Origin of the sequence: Corynebacterium ulceribovis DSM 45146, assembly GCF_000372445.1 — a bacterium.
Lineage (GTDB): Bacteria > Actinomycetota > Actinomycetes > Mycobacteriales > Mycobacteriaceae > Corynebacterium > Corynebacterium ulceribovis.
Genome location: NZ_AQUY01000001.1, coordinates 123,592 through 137,607 on the forward strand (window position 1 = coordinate 123,592; position 14,016 = coordinate 137,607).

General features: G+C 60.4%; 12 protein-coding genes. All 12 read left to right on the plus strand.

Going from position 1 to position 14,016, the window contains the following annotated elements:
• Window positions 1-19: 19 nt before the first annotated feature.
• The 12 genes from A3EC_RS0100605 to rfbB all read left to right on the plus strand — a co-directional run bounded on the left by A3EC_RS0100605 (window position 20) and on the right by rfbB (window position 14,000).
• A complete protein-coding gene (locus A3EC_RS0100605) occupies window positions 20-1,723 on the plus strand; it encodes a bifunctional uroporphyrinogen-III C-methyltransferase/uroporphyrinogen-III synthase (RefSeq protein ID WP_018023215.1) in 1,704 nt (567 codons plus the stop codon).
• Window positions 1,724-1,755: 32 nt separating this feature from the next.
• A complete protein-coding gene (gene hemB / locus A3EC_RS0100610; RefSeq protein ID WP_018023216.1) occupies window positions 1,756-2,790 on the plus strand; it encodes a porphobilinogen synthase in 1,035 nt (344 codons plus the stop codon).
• Between the two features lie 11 nt (window positions 2,791-2,801).
• Window positions 2,802-3,443, plus strand: coding sequence for a hypothetical protein (locus A3EC_RS12245; RefSeq protein WP_156812787.1), 642 nt, complete (start codon window positions 2,802-2,804; stop codon window positions 3,441-3,443).
• An 11-nt stretch (window positions 3,444-3,454) separates the two neighbouring features.
• The gene (locus A3EC_RS0100620; RefSeq protein ID WP_018023218.1) at window positions 3,455-3,919 is read left to right on the plus strand and encodes a hypothetical protein; all 465 of its coding nucleotides are present in this window, start codon (window positions 3,455-3,457) and stop codon (window positions 3,917-3,919) included.
• Window positions 3,920-3,922: 3 nt separating this feature from the next.
• Complete coding sequence (locus A3EC_RS10810; RefSeq protein WP_018023219.1) at window positions 3,923-6,502, plus strand: heavy metal translocating P-type ATPase; 2,580 nt, start codon at window positions 3,923-3,925, stop codon at window positions 6,500-6,502.
• Window positions 6,503-6,579: 77 nt separating this feature from the next.
• Entirely contained in the window at window positions 6,580-7,908 is a 1,329-nt protein-coding gene (gene hemL / locus A3EC_RS0100630) for a glutamate-1-semialdehyde 2,1-aminomutase (RefSeq protein WP_018023220.1), read from the plus strand.
• A gap of 6 nt (window positions 7,909-7,914) precedes the next feature.
• Window positions 7,915-8,538 (plus strand): histidine phosphatase family protein, encoded by a 624-nt coding sequence (locus A3EC_RS0100635; RefSeq protein WP_018023221.1) that lies wholly within the window; start codon window positions 7,915-7,917, stop codon window positions 8,536-8,538.
• Window positions 8,539-8,547: 9 nt separating this feature from the next.
• Window positions 8,548-9,168 (plus strand): TlpA disulfide reductase family protein, encoded by a 621-nt coding sequence (locus A3EC_RS0100640; RefSeq protein ID WP_018023222.1) that lies wholly within the window; start codon window positions 8,548-8,550, stop codon window positions 9,166-9,168.
• 88 nt (window positions 9,169-9,256) lie between these two features.
• Window positions 9,257-9,985 (plus strand): cytochrome c biogenesis CcdA family protein, encoded by a 729-nt coding sequence (locus A3EC_RS0100645; protein ID WP_051060994.1) that lies wholly within the window; start codon window positions 9,257-9,259, stop codon window positions 9,983-9,985.
• A gap of 87 nt (window positions 9,986-10,072) precedes the next feature.
• Window positions 10,073-11,719, plus strand: coding sequence for a cytochrome c biogenesis protein ResB (locus A3EC_RS0100650; RefSeq protein ID WP_051060995.1), 1,647 nt, complete (start codon window positions 10,073-10,075; stop codon window positions 11,717-11,719).
• Between the two features lie 153 nt (window positions 11,720-11,872).
• Window positions 11,873-12,967, plus strand: coding sequence for a c-type cytochrome biogenesis protein CcsB (ccsB, locus tag A3EC_RS0100655; RefSeq protein ID WP_026162042.1), 1,095 nt, complete (start codon window positions 11,873-11,875; stop codon window positions 12,965-12,967).
• A 37-nt stretch (window positions 12,968-13,004) separates the two neighbouring features.
• Entirely contained in the window at window positions 13,005-14,000 is a 996-nt protein-coding gene (rfbB, locus tag A3EC_RS0100660; protein WP_018023226.1) for a dTDP-glucose 4,6-dehydratase, read from the plus strand.
• Window positions 14,001-14,016 lie beyond the last annotated feature (16 nt).

A 14,016-nucleotide genomic window follows, 5' to 3' on the forward strand; every position in this document is an offset into this window, starting at 1 on the left:
GCTAGAAAATCAGGAAACTATGACCATTAAGCGTCCTCAAACCGCCGGGCGGATTCACTTCGTCGGCGCCGGGCCAGGAAACCCGGACCTTTTGACGCTGCGTGCCCGCACCGTGCTGGAAAACACCGCCGTCGCCTACACCGACGACGCCGTTCTGCCGGAAGTGCGCCACTTCGTCGGTCTGGAACTGCCAGTACCGCAGGAAAAGATTGACGCCGCCGACGCCGCCTACGAAGAAGCCGTCGCTGAAGCGAAAGCCAAGGGAGCTCGCCGTAAGCCACCACGCCCAGCGGCCCCTACCGCCGGAGAAATCCGCGAACCGCTCACCGACGCGACCGCGATGGCCAAAGAACTGATTGCGGCTGCCGCCACCGGCGACGACATTGTCCGCCTGATTGCCGGCAACCCACTGTCCGAAACCCACGCCATCGCCGAGATCCAGGCAGTGTCCGCCGCGGGGGCGGAATTCAACGTGGTGCCAGGCATGCCAATGGCCCCAACTATCCCAGCGTTCGCCGGTATCGCCCTAGGCGACACCTTCACCGAGGCGAATGTCGCTGTGGGAGAAGCCGATTGGGATAGCTTGGCGACGGCACCTTTGCCGCTGGTGCTGACTGCGGCGCTGGAAGATTTCCCAGCGATTTCCAAAGAACTGCTGGCACGTGACCTTGACGGGCAGCTGCCGGTCACTGTCACCACGAACGGCACCACCCGCCGCCAACGCAGCCACGATGTGACTTTGCAGGCGCTGGCGAAGCTGAACGTGGAAACCGGCGGCGACGTCGTGTCCGGTGATGTCATTGTCACCATCGGTGCGCCGGCGTCGAGCCGGAAGGACTTCGCTTGGTGGGAGTCCCGCGCGCTTTACGGTTGGAATGTGCTGGTGCCGCGGGCAAAGTCCCAAGCTGCGTCGATGTCGAAGCGGCTGACCGCACATGGCGCTATCCCAGCGGAAGTGCCAACTATTTCGGTGGAACCACCGCGCAGCCCAGCGCAGATGGAACGCGCAATTAAGGGCATTGTCGACGGTCGCTACCAATGGGTGGTGTTTACTTCTGTCAACGCAGTGCAGGCAGTGTGGGACAAGATGACCGAATATGGTCTGGACTCTCGTGGTTTCGCCGGGCTGCGCGTTGCCGCAGTGGGCCACAAAACCGCGCAGGCGATTAAGAACCTGGGCATCGTGCCGGAGCTGCTGCCACGCTACAACGAGCAGAACGCGCAGGGCCTAGTGGATGTGTTCCCAGAGTACTGCGAGGAAATTGATCCAGTAGACCGGGTGCTGCTGCCACGGGCTGACATTGCCACTGACGTGCTGGTCGACGGATTGATTGAACTGGGCTGGGATGTTGAGGACATTACTGCCTACCGCACGGTGCGGGCCGCGCCTCCATCAGCCGATATCCGCGAACGGATTAAGGGCGGCGGTTTCGACGCAGTCTGCTTCACTTCCTCGTCGACGGTCCGCAACCTCGTGGGCATTGCCGGTAAGCCGCATCAGCGCACCATCATTGCGTGCATTGGCCCAATGACTGCCGACACTGCCCGCGAGTATGGGCTGCGCGTTGACGTGATGCCGGAGCGTGCCGGAATTGAAGAGCTGGTCGACGCATTGGCTGACTATGTCTCGGAACTGCGGGCGAAAGGTGAACTACCTCCGCCACGTAAGCGTCGCCGCCGGAGCCGGAAGACTACTGCCGCGGTGGAAGCGCAGGGGGCGTAAAACTACTCCCGTGGGGTAGGTAGGCTGTGGCTATGACCGAAGCTGAGTTCTCTGCCACCGATATTTCTGCCGCAATTGGCCCCGGGCTGCGCCGCCCGCGGCGACTGCGCACCTCGAATAACATGCGCCGCCTCGTCTCCGAAGTGGACCTGGCGCCGCGGCAGCTGATTCTCCCGATGTTCGTCGCTGACGGCATCGACCAGCCACGCGAAATCTCCTCCATGCCAGGGGTGTACCAGCACACCGAAGATTCGCTGGTCCGCGCGGTGGAAGAAGCTGCCGAGCTGGGCATTGGGGCAGTGGACCTATTTGGGGTGCCGCTGGATTCCGATAAGGATGCCGAAGGTTCGCAGTCCTGGCATGACAACGGGGTACTCAACCGGGCGCTGCGCCGGCTGCAAAAGGAATTCGGTTCCGATGTCATTGTGGCCGCGGATACCTGCCTGGATGAGTTCACCGATCACGGCCACTGCGGTGTGCCTGGCCACGACCACCATGGCCACTCGGTGATTGATAATGATGCGACGCTGCTGCGCTACCAGAAGATGGCGATTGCGCAGGCCGCGGCGGGTGCGGACATTGTTAGCCCTTCCGGAATGATGGACGGCCAGGTGGAGGCAATCCGCACCGCCTTGGACGCAAACGGTTTCCAGGATGTGGCGATTTTGGCGTACTCCGCGAAGTATGCCTCGGCGTTTTACGGCCCGTTCCGGGACGCGGTGGGCTCGTCGCTGGAGGGCGACCGCTGCTCCTACCAGCAGGATCCGGCGAACCGTCGGGAGTCGCTGCTGGAGGTCCAGCTGGACATTGATGAAGGTGCGGACATGGTGATGGTCAAACCTGCAATGCCATACCTAGATATTGTCCGCGAAGTGGCTGACATGTCGCCAGTGCCGGTGGCCGCCTACCAGGTCTCTGGTGAATACGCGATGATTTCGGCGGCCGCCGCGAACGGTTGGATTGAGCGCGACCGTGCCTTTATGGAAGCGCTGCTGGGAATTCGCCGTGCTGGCGCCGACATGATTTTGACCTACTGGGCTGTGGAAGCTGCGCGGAGGCTGAAGTAATGCGGGAGAATATGCCCCCGGTACAGCAGGAGCCTGCCCCGACCCCGAAGTCCCGAAAGCCAAAGAAGCGGTCGAAGCAGGAGCTGGCGAAGAAGATTGGCGACGCACCGGAGCAGGTCACGATGGCCAGTCGTGTGGTGTGGGTGGCTGCGGCGTTCGCGGCGCTCCACCAGGTCGGGAATTTCCTTGCTTCCGTCATTACGCCCTACGCTTTTCAGGAAGCGATCCGGGATTATTACGGGGACAACCTGGAATCTGAGGCCGCGAAAATTGACCTGCCGGTGGAGTCATTCCTCAACGCCACCACGATTGTTGGCCTAGGCTTTTTCCTGGTTGTGGGGCTGCTATTTTGCCTGATTTATGCCCTCGCCGGGCGGGGCCTGCGTAAAGGCAGTAACTGGGCGCGACTTTTCGTCATGTTTGGTGCGTTTTGGTTGGGCATCTCCATGCTATTTTCCTTCCTCCGCAGCCCAGAGTCGGTGTTTGCGCAGGGGCCAATGGCATTGGAGCTTATTGACGGAATTGCGACGATTTGCGCTGGTGTAGCGGCGATCACGGCGCAGGTCTTATTATCGTTGAAGCAATCAGTTGAATTCTTCATCAAGGCTTACGAAGCCAAGCACGGTCCGATTGAACATCTGAAGAAAGATTGAGGACGCCTTTCATGCCAAGCATGTTCCCGTCGATGGCCAGGCGGACGGAAGCGAGCCCACTGGGTCCGCGCCCAACCAGCACCCCACAGATTGTGCATATCGGATTTTGGCTATTGACCGTGACCGTCGTGCTGACCTTGGTTACCGGCCTGAACATGGTGACCACGGATGTCAGCGGACGTGCTACCAGTGTCGAATTGGCGGATTTGGTTGCCCGAAATATGAAGATTCTGGGTGTGACAAACCTAGTGCTTGGCACCGGCATTGCCGCTTTTCTGATGTCGGTTCGCCAGGGGGATCGAACCGCCCGCACCGTAGTTTTGGTCCTGGTGATGCTGCTTGTACTGGCCAACATGCTTGGTTTTCTGCTCCGACTTGGTATGTTCGCAAGTCTGCTTATTGTGGTGTTGTCAGTAGTTGGCACCCTGCTGCTTTTTACTGGACGAGCACGGCTGTGGTTTCAGCCAGAGGACTAGGTAATGGAATCTGCGAGCGACGATAAACTCGAGCAATTTGAGGCGGAGCAACGCGCAACTGAAGCGCAGGTTGCGACCGCCATTAAAGCCGCGAAAGATGCGGCCGTGCAGCTGGGTGTTTCCGGTGCCGAAACACACCAGTTCCCGTTAGTGTCCTTCGGCCTGAGCATTGAAGGCATGGATGATGCCATCGAAGCGCAAGATGTGCAGAACATTTTGAATGCCATGGATGGCGTCCAGTCGAATGTCATCTACCACACCCAAAGCGCGTGGATCACCGCGCGGGCGAACGTTTCTGCCCGCGAAATCGTGCGTGAGCTTGCCCGACATGGCTTCACCGCCACCATGAAGCAAAGCTCGGTGCACCGCTACGAATCACGACTGCAGGAAAACCCACGACGGCGTCGCGTCGTCAAAAAGCGTCGGTTGACGCTGCGGGAACAACTCGACCGCAACGCTGGTGAGGCCGTACGCTACGGCGACTCGGAAGTGCTGGCTACGCGCCCGGAGCTGCTGACCCGCACCCGATTGCTGATTACCGCACTGTTTTCAATTCCGGTGTTGGCAATGGCGCTGCTGACGCAACTGCATTTTGACGGCTGGCAATGGGGGAGCCTCGCGCTAGCCACCCCAGTGGTGTTCTGGGGTGCGTGGCCATTCCACCGTGCGCTGCTCTCTGGCATGTCACGCAGTATGCCGGCGCTGGACTCGGCAAGTTCGCTCGCCATTTTGTCCGCCTACCTGTGGTCGCTGTTTTCCCTGCTGCTGACACCAGTCGGGCATATCGGCTACACCGTGCCGCCACAATGGTTGGTGTGGAGCTACAGCCTGCCGCAGGATGGCGCCCTGTTCCTTGACGTTGCCTGTGGTGTCACTTTGCTGCTGCTTATCGGCCGGCAGTTAAGTTTCCGCACCCAATCGCTTGGCGACGAAGTGTTTGCGGAACTGAAGATTTCACCAGACAAACTGGTGACAGTCATGCGGCGCGAAAAAGGTGCCGTCATGGGCGCTGGCCGGAAAGATATTCCGATCAGCGAACTGCGGGTCAATGATGACATCATGGTGCCGCAAAACGGCATGATTCCGGTCGACGGGGAAGTGATCGGCGGGTCCGCGGAAATTTCGCCGGGGCCAGCATCAGGCAATAAAGCCCGCGTAAAAGTGAAGGTGCATTCGCCGGTGTTTGCCGGTGGCATCAACCACGGCGCGCCCCTGAAAATCCGGGTGGTTGCCACCGGTTCGCGCACCCGCTTGGCACAAATGCAGGACTGGGTGCATGACGCCACCCGCGACGAAGCACGCGTCCGTGAAGTCGCAACTAGGTCGGCATCCATCTTGGTGCCATGGGGACTTGCCGCCGCCGTCGCACTGTTTTCCGGATGGTGGCTAGCAACTGGGTCACCGCACGCAGGTTTGGCGGCGGCACTTGCCGTGCTGGCTGGTATCGGACCGGTCGCGCTGGCAACGAGCGCCCCAACCGCACTGCGACTGGGGCTGCTGCACGCGGCAACCAACGGCGTGCTGGTTCGAGGAGAAGACACATTTGAAAACTTGGCGCACATGTCACTGGTGATCTTCAACCGCAGCGGCGCACTGACCGACGCCAATAAACAAGTGCTGTCGGTGCACGCAGTGGAAGGGGAGAACCCAGAACTGGTGCTGCGCGTAGCCGGCGCATTGGCCATGGAATCGAATCATCCGATTCCGCGGGCGCTGGTGCGGGCGTGCCGACGAGCACGAGACACCGGTGCCGGTGGCAGCGAAATTCCGCACTGGATTGATGTGACCCATGTGGAAATGACCGGCAACGGCGACGTCAAAGGCATGATTGAACTGCCAGTAACTGACGAAGATGGGGAAGCGGAAAACATCCTGGTGCCAGCCAGGATTTCCCGCCCCAACGACCTGATGGACCTGCCGAAGGATATGACGTCCGCGGCGCTGTCTGGTGGTGTGCCATTGACGGTGTACTGGAAGGGCAAACTCCGGGGCATCATTCAGGTCTCGGATGAGCTGAAAGATGGCGTCGGCACTGTCGTTGATCAGCTGGACGACCAAGGCATCGAATCGGTGATGCTCTGCCGTGACGACTACCTCATTGCCCGGCGGTCCGCGGACCGAGTCGGTATGTCTGCCGTGCTGGCGGGAATTGCGCCGGACCGGAAAGAACTGGCAGTGCGCTCGATGCGCCTGTCCGGTGAAGTGGTCGGTGTGGTCGGAAAGTCGGATTCGCGCGAGGCCTTGAAAGTTGCTGACGTGGGCATTTTGCTGTTGCGCGATCCTAATGATCCAGAGTGGAAGGACGCGCACGGCCACCTCGACCTGGAGTACCCAGAGGCCGACGTGGCGCTGCTGCAGGACAAACTCAGTTTGATCCCGGAGATTGTGCAGCTGGCCCGCCGGGTCAATCGCATTTTGCGCGTCAACCTCATTGGCGCGTGGACCTACAACATTCTGATTATGGTGCTGGCGGCCGCGGGGCTGCTGCACCCAATGATGGCGACCTTGCTGATGATTTTGTCGTCAGTGACGATTGAGCTGCGGTCGCGGCGCCTGCTGCGCCACTTCCGCATGAACAACTAACCCGCACAACTAACCTGAGCGACTAACCCGAACAATTAACCCCGGGGGATTAACCCCCGGCGGGGGAACTCCCTACTATGGGCAGTGTGACTGCATCGAAGCCTTATTCCATTGAAAAATCCGCTGCTCAGTTTGAACGCGCCGGGCAGGTCATTCCGGGTGGTGTGAACTCGCCAGTTCGTGCCTTTGGTTCCGTTGGTGGTGTCCCACCGTTCATCTCCCACGCCAAGGGTTCCCGGATGTTTGATGTCGACGGCAACGAGTATGTCGACCTGATTTGTTCCTGGGGCCCGATGCTGATGGGCCATGCACACCCAGCAGTGGTGGAGGCTGTGCAGCAGGCCGCGTCCCGCGGCGTGTCCTTTGGCACCCCAACCGTTGGTGAAGTGGACCTGGCGGAGGAGATCATTTCCCGCACCAGCGTCGAAGAAATCCGCCTCGTGAACTCCGGCACCGAAGCAACCATGTCGGCAGTGCGCCTAGCCCGCGGTTTTACTGGCCGCAGCAAAATCATCAAGTTCGCGGGCTGCTACCACGGCCACGTTGACTCCTTGCTGGTGGCGGCAGGTTCCGGTGTCGCTACCTTCGGCCTGCCGGACTCGCCAGGTGTTACCGGCGCGGCTGCCGCGGACACCATCGTGCTGCCATACAACGACATTGCTGCAGTTCGCGAAGCTTTCGCGGACAACCCAGACGCCATCGCCTGCATTATCACTGAGGCCGCTGCCGGCAATATGGGCACTGTTGCTCCGCAGAACAATTTCAACGCGGAACTAAAGAAGGTGGCGCATGAACATGGCGCGCTGCTCATCCTGGATGAAGTGATGACTGGTTTCCGTACGTCCCGCTCCGGCTGGTTCGGCGTCGACCACGTCGCCGGTGACCTCACCACCTTCGGCAAGGTGGTTTCTGGTGGCCTGCCAGCAGCCGCATTTGGTGGCCGCCGCGACATTATGGAGTATCTGGCACCTAAGGGACCGGTCTACCAAGCAGGTACCTTGTCCGGTAACCCACTGTCCGTGGCTTCCGGTTTGGCGTCGCTTCGCGCGGCGGACGATGCCGTATATGACGCGGTGGCAGCGAACGCGGACCGGCTGGCGAACCTGATGTCGGAGCATCTGACGGCAGCTGGCGTCGCGCACCACATTCAGCGTGCCGCTACCTTCCTGTCGCCACGTTTCGCCGAGGGCGAGGGCCACAATTTCGCGGATATGCAGGCCGCAGACACCTTCCGCTACCCGGCATTCTTCCACGCGCTACTCGACAATGGGGTGTACGCACCACCAAGCGCCTTCGAAACGTGGTTCGTTTCTTCGGTGATGACCGACGATGACTTTGACCGGATTGATTCTGCGCTTAAGGTTGCTGCAAAGGCTGCAGCCGCCGCCTCTCCGACGGAAGCTTAAAGAGATATGAACACTGGTCACAGTAAGCGCACCATTGTGCACATGGTTCGTCATGCCGAAGTCCACAATCCGGACAAGATTTTGTACGGCCGCCTGCCGGGCTATCGCCTGTCAGCCCGCGGCCGCGGTATGGCCGCTGCTGCTGCATGGGCGCTCACTGGTCACGACGTGACCTACCTGGCGTCGTCGCCGATTCAGCGGGCGCAGGAATCCGCCCAGCCGATTGCCTCGAACCTGAATTTGCCGCTGCAAACAGATGAAGACCTCATTGAGGCTGGCAATACGCTGCAGGGGCTCCATGTGAAGGGTTGGGCCTCTGACCTGTGGAATCCTCGGTATTGGAATCGGCTGACGAATCCAGCCGAACCATCCTGGGGTGAGCCATATTCGGTTATCGCGGAGCGGATGCAGCGTGCGGTGGAACGTGCCCGTCAACAAGCAGAAGGACACGAAGCGGTACTGGTCACGCACCAACTTCCGATTTGGGCGTATCGGCGTCAGGTGCAGGGCTTGCCGTTGGCCCACAACCCGGGGAATCGACAGTGCGCCTTGAGCTCTATCACGTCGTTCACCTTCCTGGGGGACACCGTGGTTGATATGCATTACTGCGAACCGGCGGGAAGGAAGTAACCTGCGGCCATGCCTGTGCTGAATTTCCGAGCTCGCCGCGCTGCCATCGCCACCGCGCTCTCTGCTGCGATGCTGCTCACCGCAACGGCTTGTGCAACTGAAGATTCCCGACAGAATGCGGTCGCCGTCGGCGGTACCTTCACCTTCGTCTCCCCAGGTGGCGAAACCGTGGTGAAATACGCCCCCGAAGAGCGCAAACCGGTTGCGGAGTTCAGCGGGGAAGACCTGATGGAACCGAACAAAACCATCAACCTTTCTGACTTCAAAGACCAAGTAGTGGTGCTCAATGCGTGGGGCCAATGGTGCGCGCCATGCCGCAGTGAATCCGATGACCTGCAACGCGTGCAGGAAACCATGCAGGAACGTGACCTCGGCACCTTGCTGGGAATTAATGTGCGCGATACGCACCGGCAGAAGCCGCAAGATTTCGTCACCGATAATGGGCTGACCTACCCGTCGATTTACGACCCGCCGTTTAAGACGGCGGCGCGGCTGGGCGGTATTCCAGCATCGGTCATCCCGACGACGATCGTGCTGGATAAGCAGCACCGGCCGGCTGTGGTGTTCCTTCAGGAAGTGACCGATAAGCAGCTGCTGGAGGCCGTTGAAGAAGTGGCCGCAGAAGGTTAGAAGGCTGTAGAAGTTCGTGGTTATTCAAGCTGCATCGCTGCAGAGTGCATCGCTCCAGGCTGCCTCCATTGGTGAGTCCTTCGCGGACATGGCAGCCTCCGGCCCATTGCTGCTGGCGTTGGCTGCCGCGGCGCTGGCTGGGTTGGTGTCTTTCGCCAGCCCATGCGTCATTCCGTTGGTGCCGGGCTACATTTCTTACCTCACCGGCGTGGTCGGTGCGGATGATGGCCGCAGGTGGCGGGCCGGCGGCGCCGCGACCCTGTTTGTTCTCGGGTTCACTGTGGTGTTTGTGCTGGCCACCTCCACAGTGTTTGGCCTGATCAGTGTGTTGGCGTTGAACTCTGACCTGCTGATGCGTATCGGCGGTGTCATCACCATTGTCATGGGCCTGGTGTTCATGGGTTTCGTTCCGGCGCTGCAAAATGACACGCGCCCAGCCCCGCGGCGTTGGACAACTTGGGTCGGCGCCCCAGCACTTGGTGCGGTGTTCGCGCTTGGCTGGACCCCATGCCTCGGCCCGACATTGTCCGCGATTATTTCGGTAGCAGCTGGCACGGAGGGCATGACGGCGGCCCGCGGTGTCATCTTGATTGTGGCTTACTGTTTGGGGTTAGGTATCCCATTCATTTTGGTGGCACTCGGGTCGCAGGCAATGGCCAGCGGTGTGGATTTTCTGCGGAAGCATTCGCGGGCAATTCAGGTTGTCGGTGGCATTATGCTCATTGTGGTGGGCTTTGCCCTGGTTACCGGCACGTGGGCGTTGTTTGTGGATTGGGTCCGGGAAGCATTTTTGAATGATGCTGTTGCGCCGATTTAGTCGCAGTTATAAACGTCAATAAGCAAGGATTTTACGGTGAACTTTTTGGTGTCGCTGCCGCGGAAGGCGTGGCGTTGGCTGACGAGTATGCGGACGGCGCTGGTGTTGCTGTTTCTGCTGGCGATTGCGGCGATTCCGGGGGCGTTGCTGCCGCAGCGACAGCTGAATGAGGGCAACGTTGAGGATTACCTCGCGGCGAACGGCAAGTGGGGCGAAATCCTCGACGCGATGCAGATGTTTGACGTATTCAGCTCTTGGTGGTTCATTGCGATCCTCATGCTGCTGCTGTTCTCGCTGGTCGGCTGCATTTTGCCGCGTAGTTGGGACCACTATAAGGCGATGAAACAGCCGCCGGTCCGCGCGCCGAAGAACCTGTCCCGGTTGCCGATGCATGCGACTGGCACGGTGGCAGCCACCGAATCGGAGCTTATTGACGAATTGAAGCGCGACCTGAAGGGATGGAAAGTCGCGGTCTATGAGCCGGGGGAGGACCGGGCTGGGAAGACGTCGATTGCTGCGGAGAAGGGGTATCTGCGCGAGTTCGGCAACTTGGTGTTCCACCTGGGGCTGGTGCTGCTGCTGGTGACCATTGCGTGGGGTCGGATGGTGTACTACGAAGGTCAGGTCATTGTCGTTGCGGGCGAGGAGCAGTCGCAGTTCTGCAATACTGCGGTCGCGAACTTTGACTCTTTCCGTGCCGGGCCAACTGTGGACGGCACTGGTTTGCACGAATTCTGCCTGAATGTGAATAGCTTTAAGGCGGATTACCTGCCGAATGGGCAGGCAGAGATGTTCACCTCCGACGTGGACTACGCAGAGGGGGATGACATTTTTAAGCCGGTATCGGAGTGGAAGAAGTATCAGCTGCGGGTGAATAATCCGTTGCGCATTTCTGGTGACCGCGTCTATCTGCAGGGCCATGGTTATGCCCCACAGTTCACGGTGACCTGGCCGAATGGTGAAAGCCGGACGGAGAAGATTCAGTTCCGTCCAGATGACCCAACCTTCTTCCTGTCCTCCGGTGTGCTGCGGTTTGACCCGCCAGCTGGCATGTACCCAGATTTGGTGGATCGTCGTGAGAACCAGATTGCGGTGCAGGGGCTGTTCGCGCCGACGGCGGAGTTCACCGGGGAGAAGGGCACCCTGCTGCAGTCCTCGTACCCAGCGATGACGAATCCGGCTGTGGCCATTGACGTCTACCGCGGGGATGCTGGTTTGGATACCGGCCGTGGCCAGTCGATTTTCAGTCTGGACCCATCGCTGATGCACTCCGGGCAGCTGCAGAAGATTGACCGGGTGAACTTGTTCCAGGGCGAATCGGTGACTTTGGATGACGGCACGAAGGTGACGTTTGACGGTGCGGCGGAGTTTGCGAACTTCCAGGTGTCGCATGACCCGACGCAGGGTTGGGTGCTGGCGGCGTCGCTGGTGATGCTTGGCGGGCTGGTGCTGTCGTTGGCGATTAAGCGTCGCCGCGTGTGGGTGCGCTTGACGCCGGTTGCCGCGGATGGCGCACCTGTTGCTGGTGCGACTGGTGCCGCTGGTACCGGTGCCGCTGGTGCGGAAGCAACGCACACACTTGTGGAGATGGCCGGTTTGGCGCGCACCGACCGCGCGGGCTGGGGCCCGGAGTTCGACCGGTTGAAGCGCAAGGTGTTGCGTCTGCCGGATGAAGATGACGTTGACGAGGATGCTGAGGTTGGCGCTGGCGCTGACGAGAACCGTGAATCATAGTGACGGATTCGCAGTTTTAGTGACAACCTGTCATATCCCCCGAATAGGTCCGCTACCTGCTTGGGACTAGATCTATTTCCCTGTGCCTACTAGCGTCTTTTCCAGTGGAAGCTTGGTCCGCGCCTACCAAGCAATTGAGAGTTAAGGAATTCCATGCCCGTCGATATGAACCTCGCGAACTTTTCGGATCTCTCGTTCCGAACTGCCTTCGCCGTCTACGCCGTTGGTCTGCTGCTGATGATCGTGCACTACATCAAGCACCGCGCGGTCTTTGATGCCAAGCGGGAAGCTGCCATCCAGGCAAAGGAACGCGAACTCGTCGCCGTGGGGGCCAAGGGTGCGGCAGCAGGTGACGCCGCTGACGTCACTGCCGACGTCACCGCCGACGCGACTGCAGATTCCGCTGCAGGTTCTACTGTAGATTCCGCGGCCACCGCAACGACGTCAGTCGACGCAGTCACGGACGCGGATATCGCTAAGCATCAGGCCGCAGCTGACAAGTGGGCCAACATGGGCGAGCTGGTCATTTGGCTCGGCATCGCGGTGCACTTCGCATCGGTTCTGCTGCGCGGCCTGTCGGCCAACCGTTTCCCATGGGGCAACCTGTACGAGTACATCTCCGTAACCCTGCTGCTCGGTATGGTCATCGCCGCGATCACTTTGCGCAACCGCGAATACCGTGCACTGTGGCCATTCGTGCTGGCACCAGTGATGGCGCTGCTGTTTTACGGCGGCACGGAACTCTACGCCGAATCCGCACCCGTCGTGCCCGCGCTGAAGTCCTACTGGTTCCCAATTCACGTCTCCACGGTCGCAACGGGCGGCGGCATTACTCTGGTCTCCGGTGTTGCGTCCCTGCTGTACCTGCTGCGGATGTCGCAGCCGAAGGGCAAGGAGAAGGGCGTTCTCGGCGCGCTTGCCGCCCCGCTTCCGTCGGCGCAGAAGCTCGATGGTTTGGCGTACCGCACCGCGATTTGGGCACTGCCACTATTCGGTTTGGGTATTGTCTTCGGTGCCATTTGGGCGGAAGCGGCATGGGGCCGTTTCTGGGGTTGGGACCCGAAAGAGACCATTTCCTTCGTCACGTGGATCATTTACGCCCTGTACCTGCACGCGCGTGCGACTTCCGGTTGGCGAAACACCAAGGCCGCGTGGATTAACATCCTTGGTTTTGTGGCCATGATTTTCAACCTGTTCTTCATCAACATGGTCGTGTCCGGCCTGCACTCTTACGCTGGCCTGAACTAATCGCCACACACGAGCCGGTGCTACTACGCTGGTGACTATGCGTCTTTTAGTCACCGGCGGCGCCGGCTTCATTGGGTCCAACTTCGTCCGCTTTGCGCTTGAGCGTGGGGCGGATGTCACTGTTTTGGACGCATTTACTTACGCTGCCAACCCACTTTCGCTTGTTGACGGAAGCGGCCAGCCGCTCTGTGAGACGATCCGTGGAGATATCCGGGACCCCCAAATCGTCGATAAGCTCATTGCCCGCACTGACGCGGTGGTGCACTTTGCAGCGGAGTCGCACAACGATAACTCCCTGCGCGACGCCGACCCTTTTGTATCGACGAATGTGGATGGCACGCTGAATATTGCGAAGGCGTGCGTGGCGCATGACAAGCGGCTGCACCACATCTCCACGGATGAGGTGTTCGGGGATTTAGCGCTCGACGACCCAGCGCGGTTCACGCCGGATACGCCGTACCGGCCGTCGAGTCCATATTCGGCATCGAAGGCGGCGGCCGACCATTTCGTGCGGGCGTGGGTGCGCAGTTTTGGGCTCGCCGCGACGATTTCGAACTGCTCGAATAATTATGGGCCACGGCAGCACCCGGAGAAGTTCATTCCGCGGCAGATCTGTGGACTGATTGAGGGGCGGGCGCCACGGCTGTATGGCGCTGGGTTGAATGTGCGCGATTGGATCCATGTCGACGACCACAACGCGGCGGTGTGGCGGATTCTGGAGGCCGGGGAGCTGGGGGAGACCTACCTGATTGGTGCGGACGGGGAGCGGTCGAATGTGGAGGTCGTGGGTGATTTGTTGGCGGCGTTCGGGCGGAGACGCGATGAGTTTGTGCATGTCACGGACCGGCCGGGGCATGACCGGCGCTATGCCATTGACCCGGCGAGCATGACGGCGCTGGGGTGGGCGCCGCAGTGGGACTTTCAGGAGGGGCTGGCACAGACGGTGGCCTGGTACCGGGAGAATGAGCCGTGGTGGCGGGAGGCGTATGACGCGGCGGAGGCCGGCTACGCGGAGATTGAGCGCGAGCTGTAGGCGGGGCGTGCGCGAA

Bases quoted from the DNA above. Each gene is read 5' to 3' on its own strand.
- A3EC_RS0100605 (WP_018023215.1), top strand. From the start codon at position 20: ATGACCATTAAGCGTCCTCAAACCGCCGGGCGGATTCACTTCGTCGGC.
- hemB (WP_018023216.1), top strand. From the start codon at position 1,756: ATGACCGAAGCTGAGTTCTCTGCCACCGATATTTCTGCCGCAATTGGC.
- A3EC_RS12245 (WP_156812787.1), top strand. From the start codon at position 2,802: ATGCCCCCGGTACAGCAGGAGCCTGCCCCGACCCCGAAGTCCCGAAAG.
- A3EC_RS0100620 (WP_018023218.1), top strand. From the start codon at position 3,455: ATGCCAAGCATGTTCCCGTCGATGGCCAGGCGGACGGAAGCGAGCCCA.
- A3EC_RS10810 (WP_018023219.1), top strand. From the start codon at position 3,923: ATGGAATCTGCGAGCGACGATAAACTCGAGCAATTTGAGGCGGAGCAA.
- hemL (WP_018023220.1), top strand. From the start codon at position 6,580: ATGGGCAGTGTGACTGCATCGAAGCCTTATTCCATTGAAAAATCCGCT.
- A3EC_RS0100635 (WP_018023221.1), top strand. From the start codon at position 7,915: ATGAACACTGGTCACAGTAAGCGCACCATTGTGCACATGGTTCGTCAT.
- A3EC_RS0100640 (WP_018023222.1), top strand. From the start codon at position 8,548: ATGCCTGTGCTGAATTTCCGAGCTCGCCGCGCTGCCATCGCCACCGCG.
- A3EC_RS0100645 (WP_051060994.1), top strand. From the start codon at position 9,257: ATGGCAGCCTCCGGCCCATTGCTGCTGGCGTTGGCTGCCGCGGCGCTG.
- A3EC_RS0100650 (WP_051060995.1), top strand. From the start codon at position 10,073: ATGCGGACGGCGCTGGTGTTGCTGTTTCTGCTGGCGATTGCGGCGATT.
- ccsB (WP_026162042.1), top strand. From the start codon at position 11,873: ATGCCCGTCGATATGAACCTCGCGAACTTTTCGGATCTCTCGTTCCGA.
- rfbB (WP_018023226.1), top strand. From the start codon at position 13,005: ATGCGTCTTTTAGTCACCGGCGGCGCCGGCTTCATTGGGTCCAACTTC.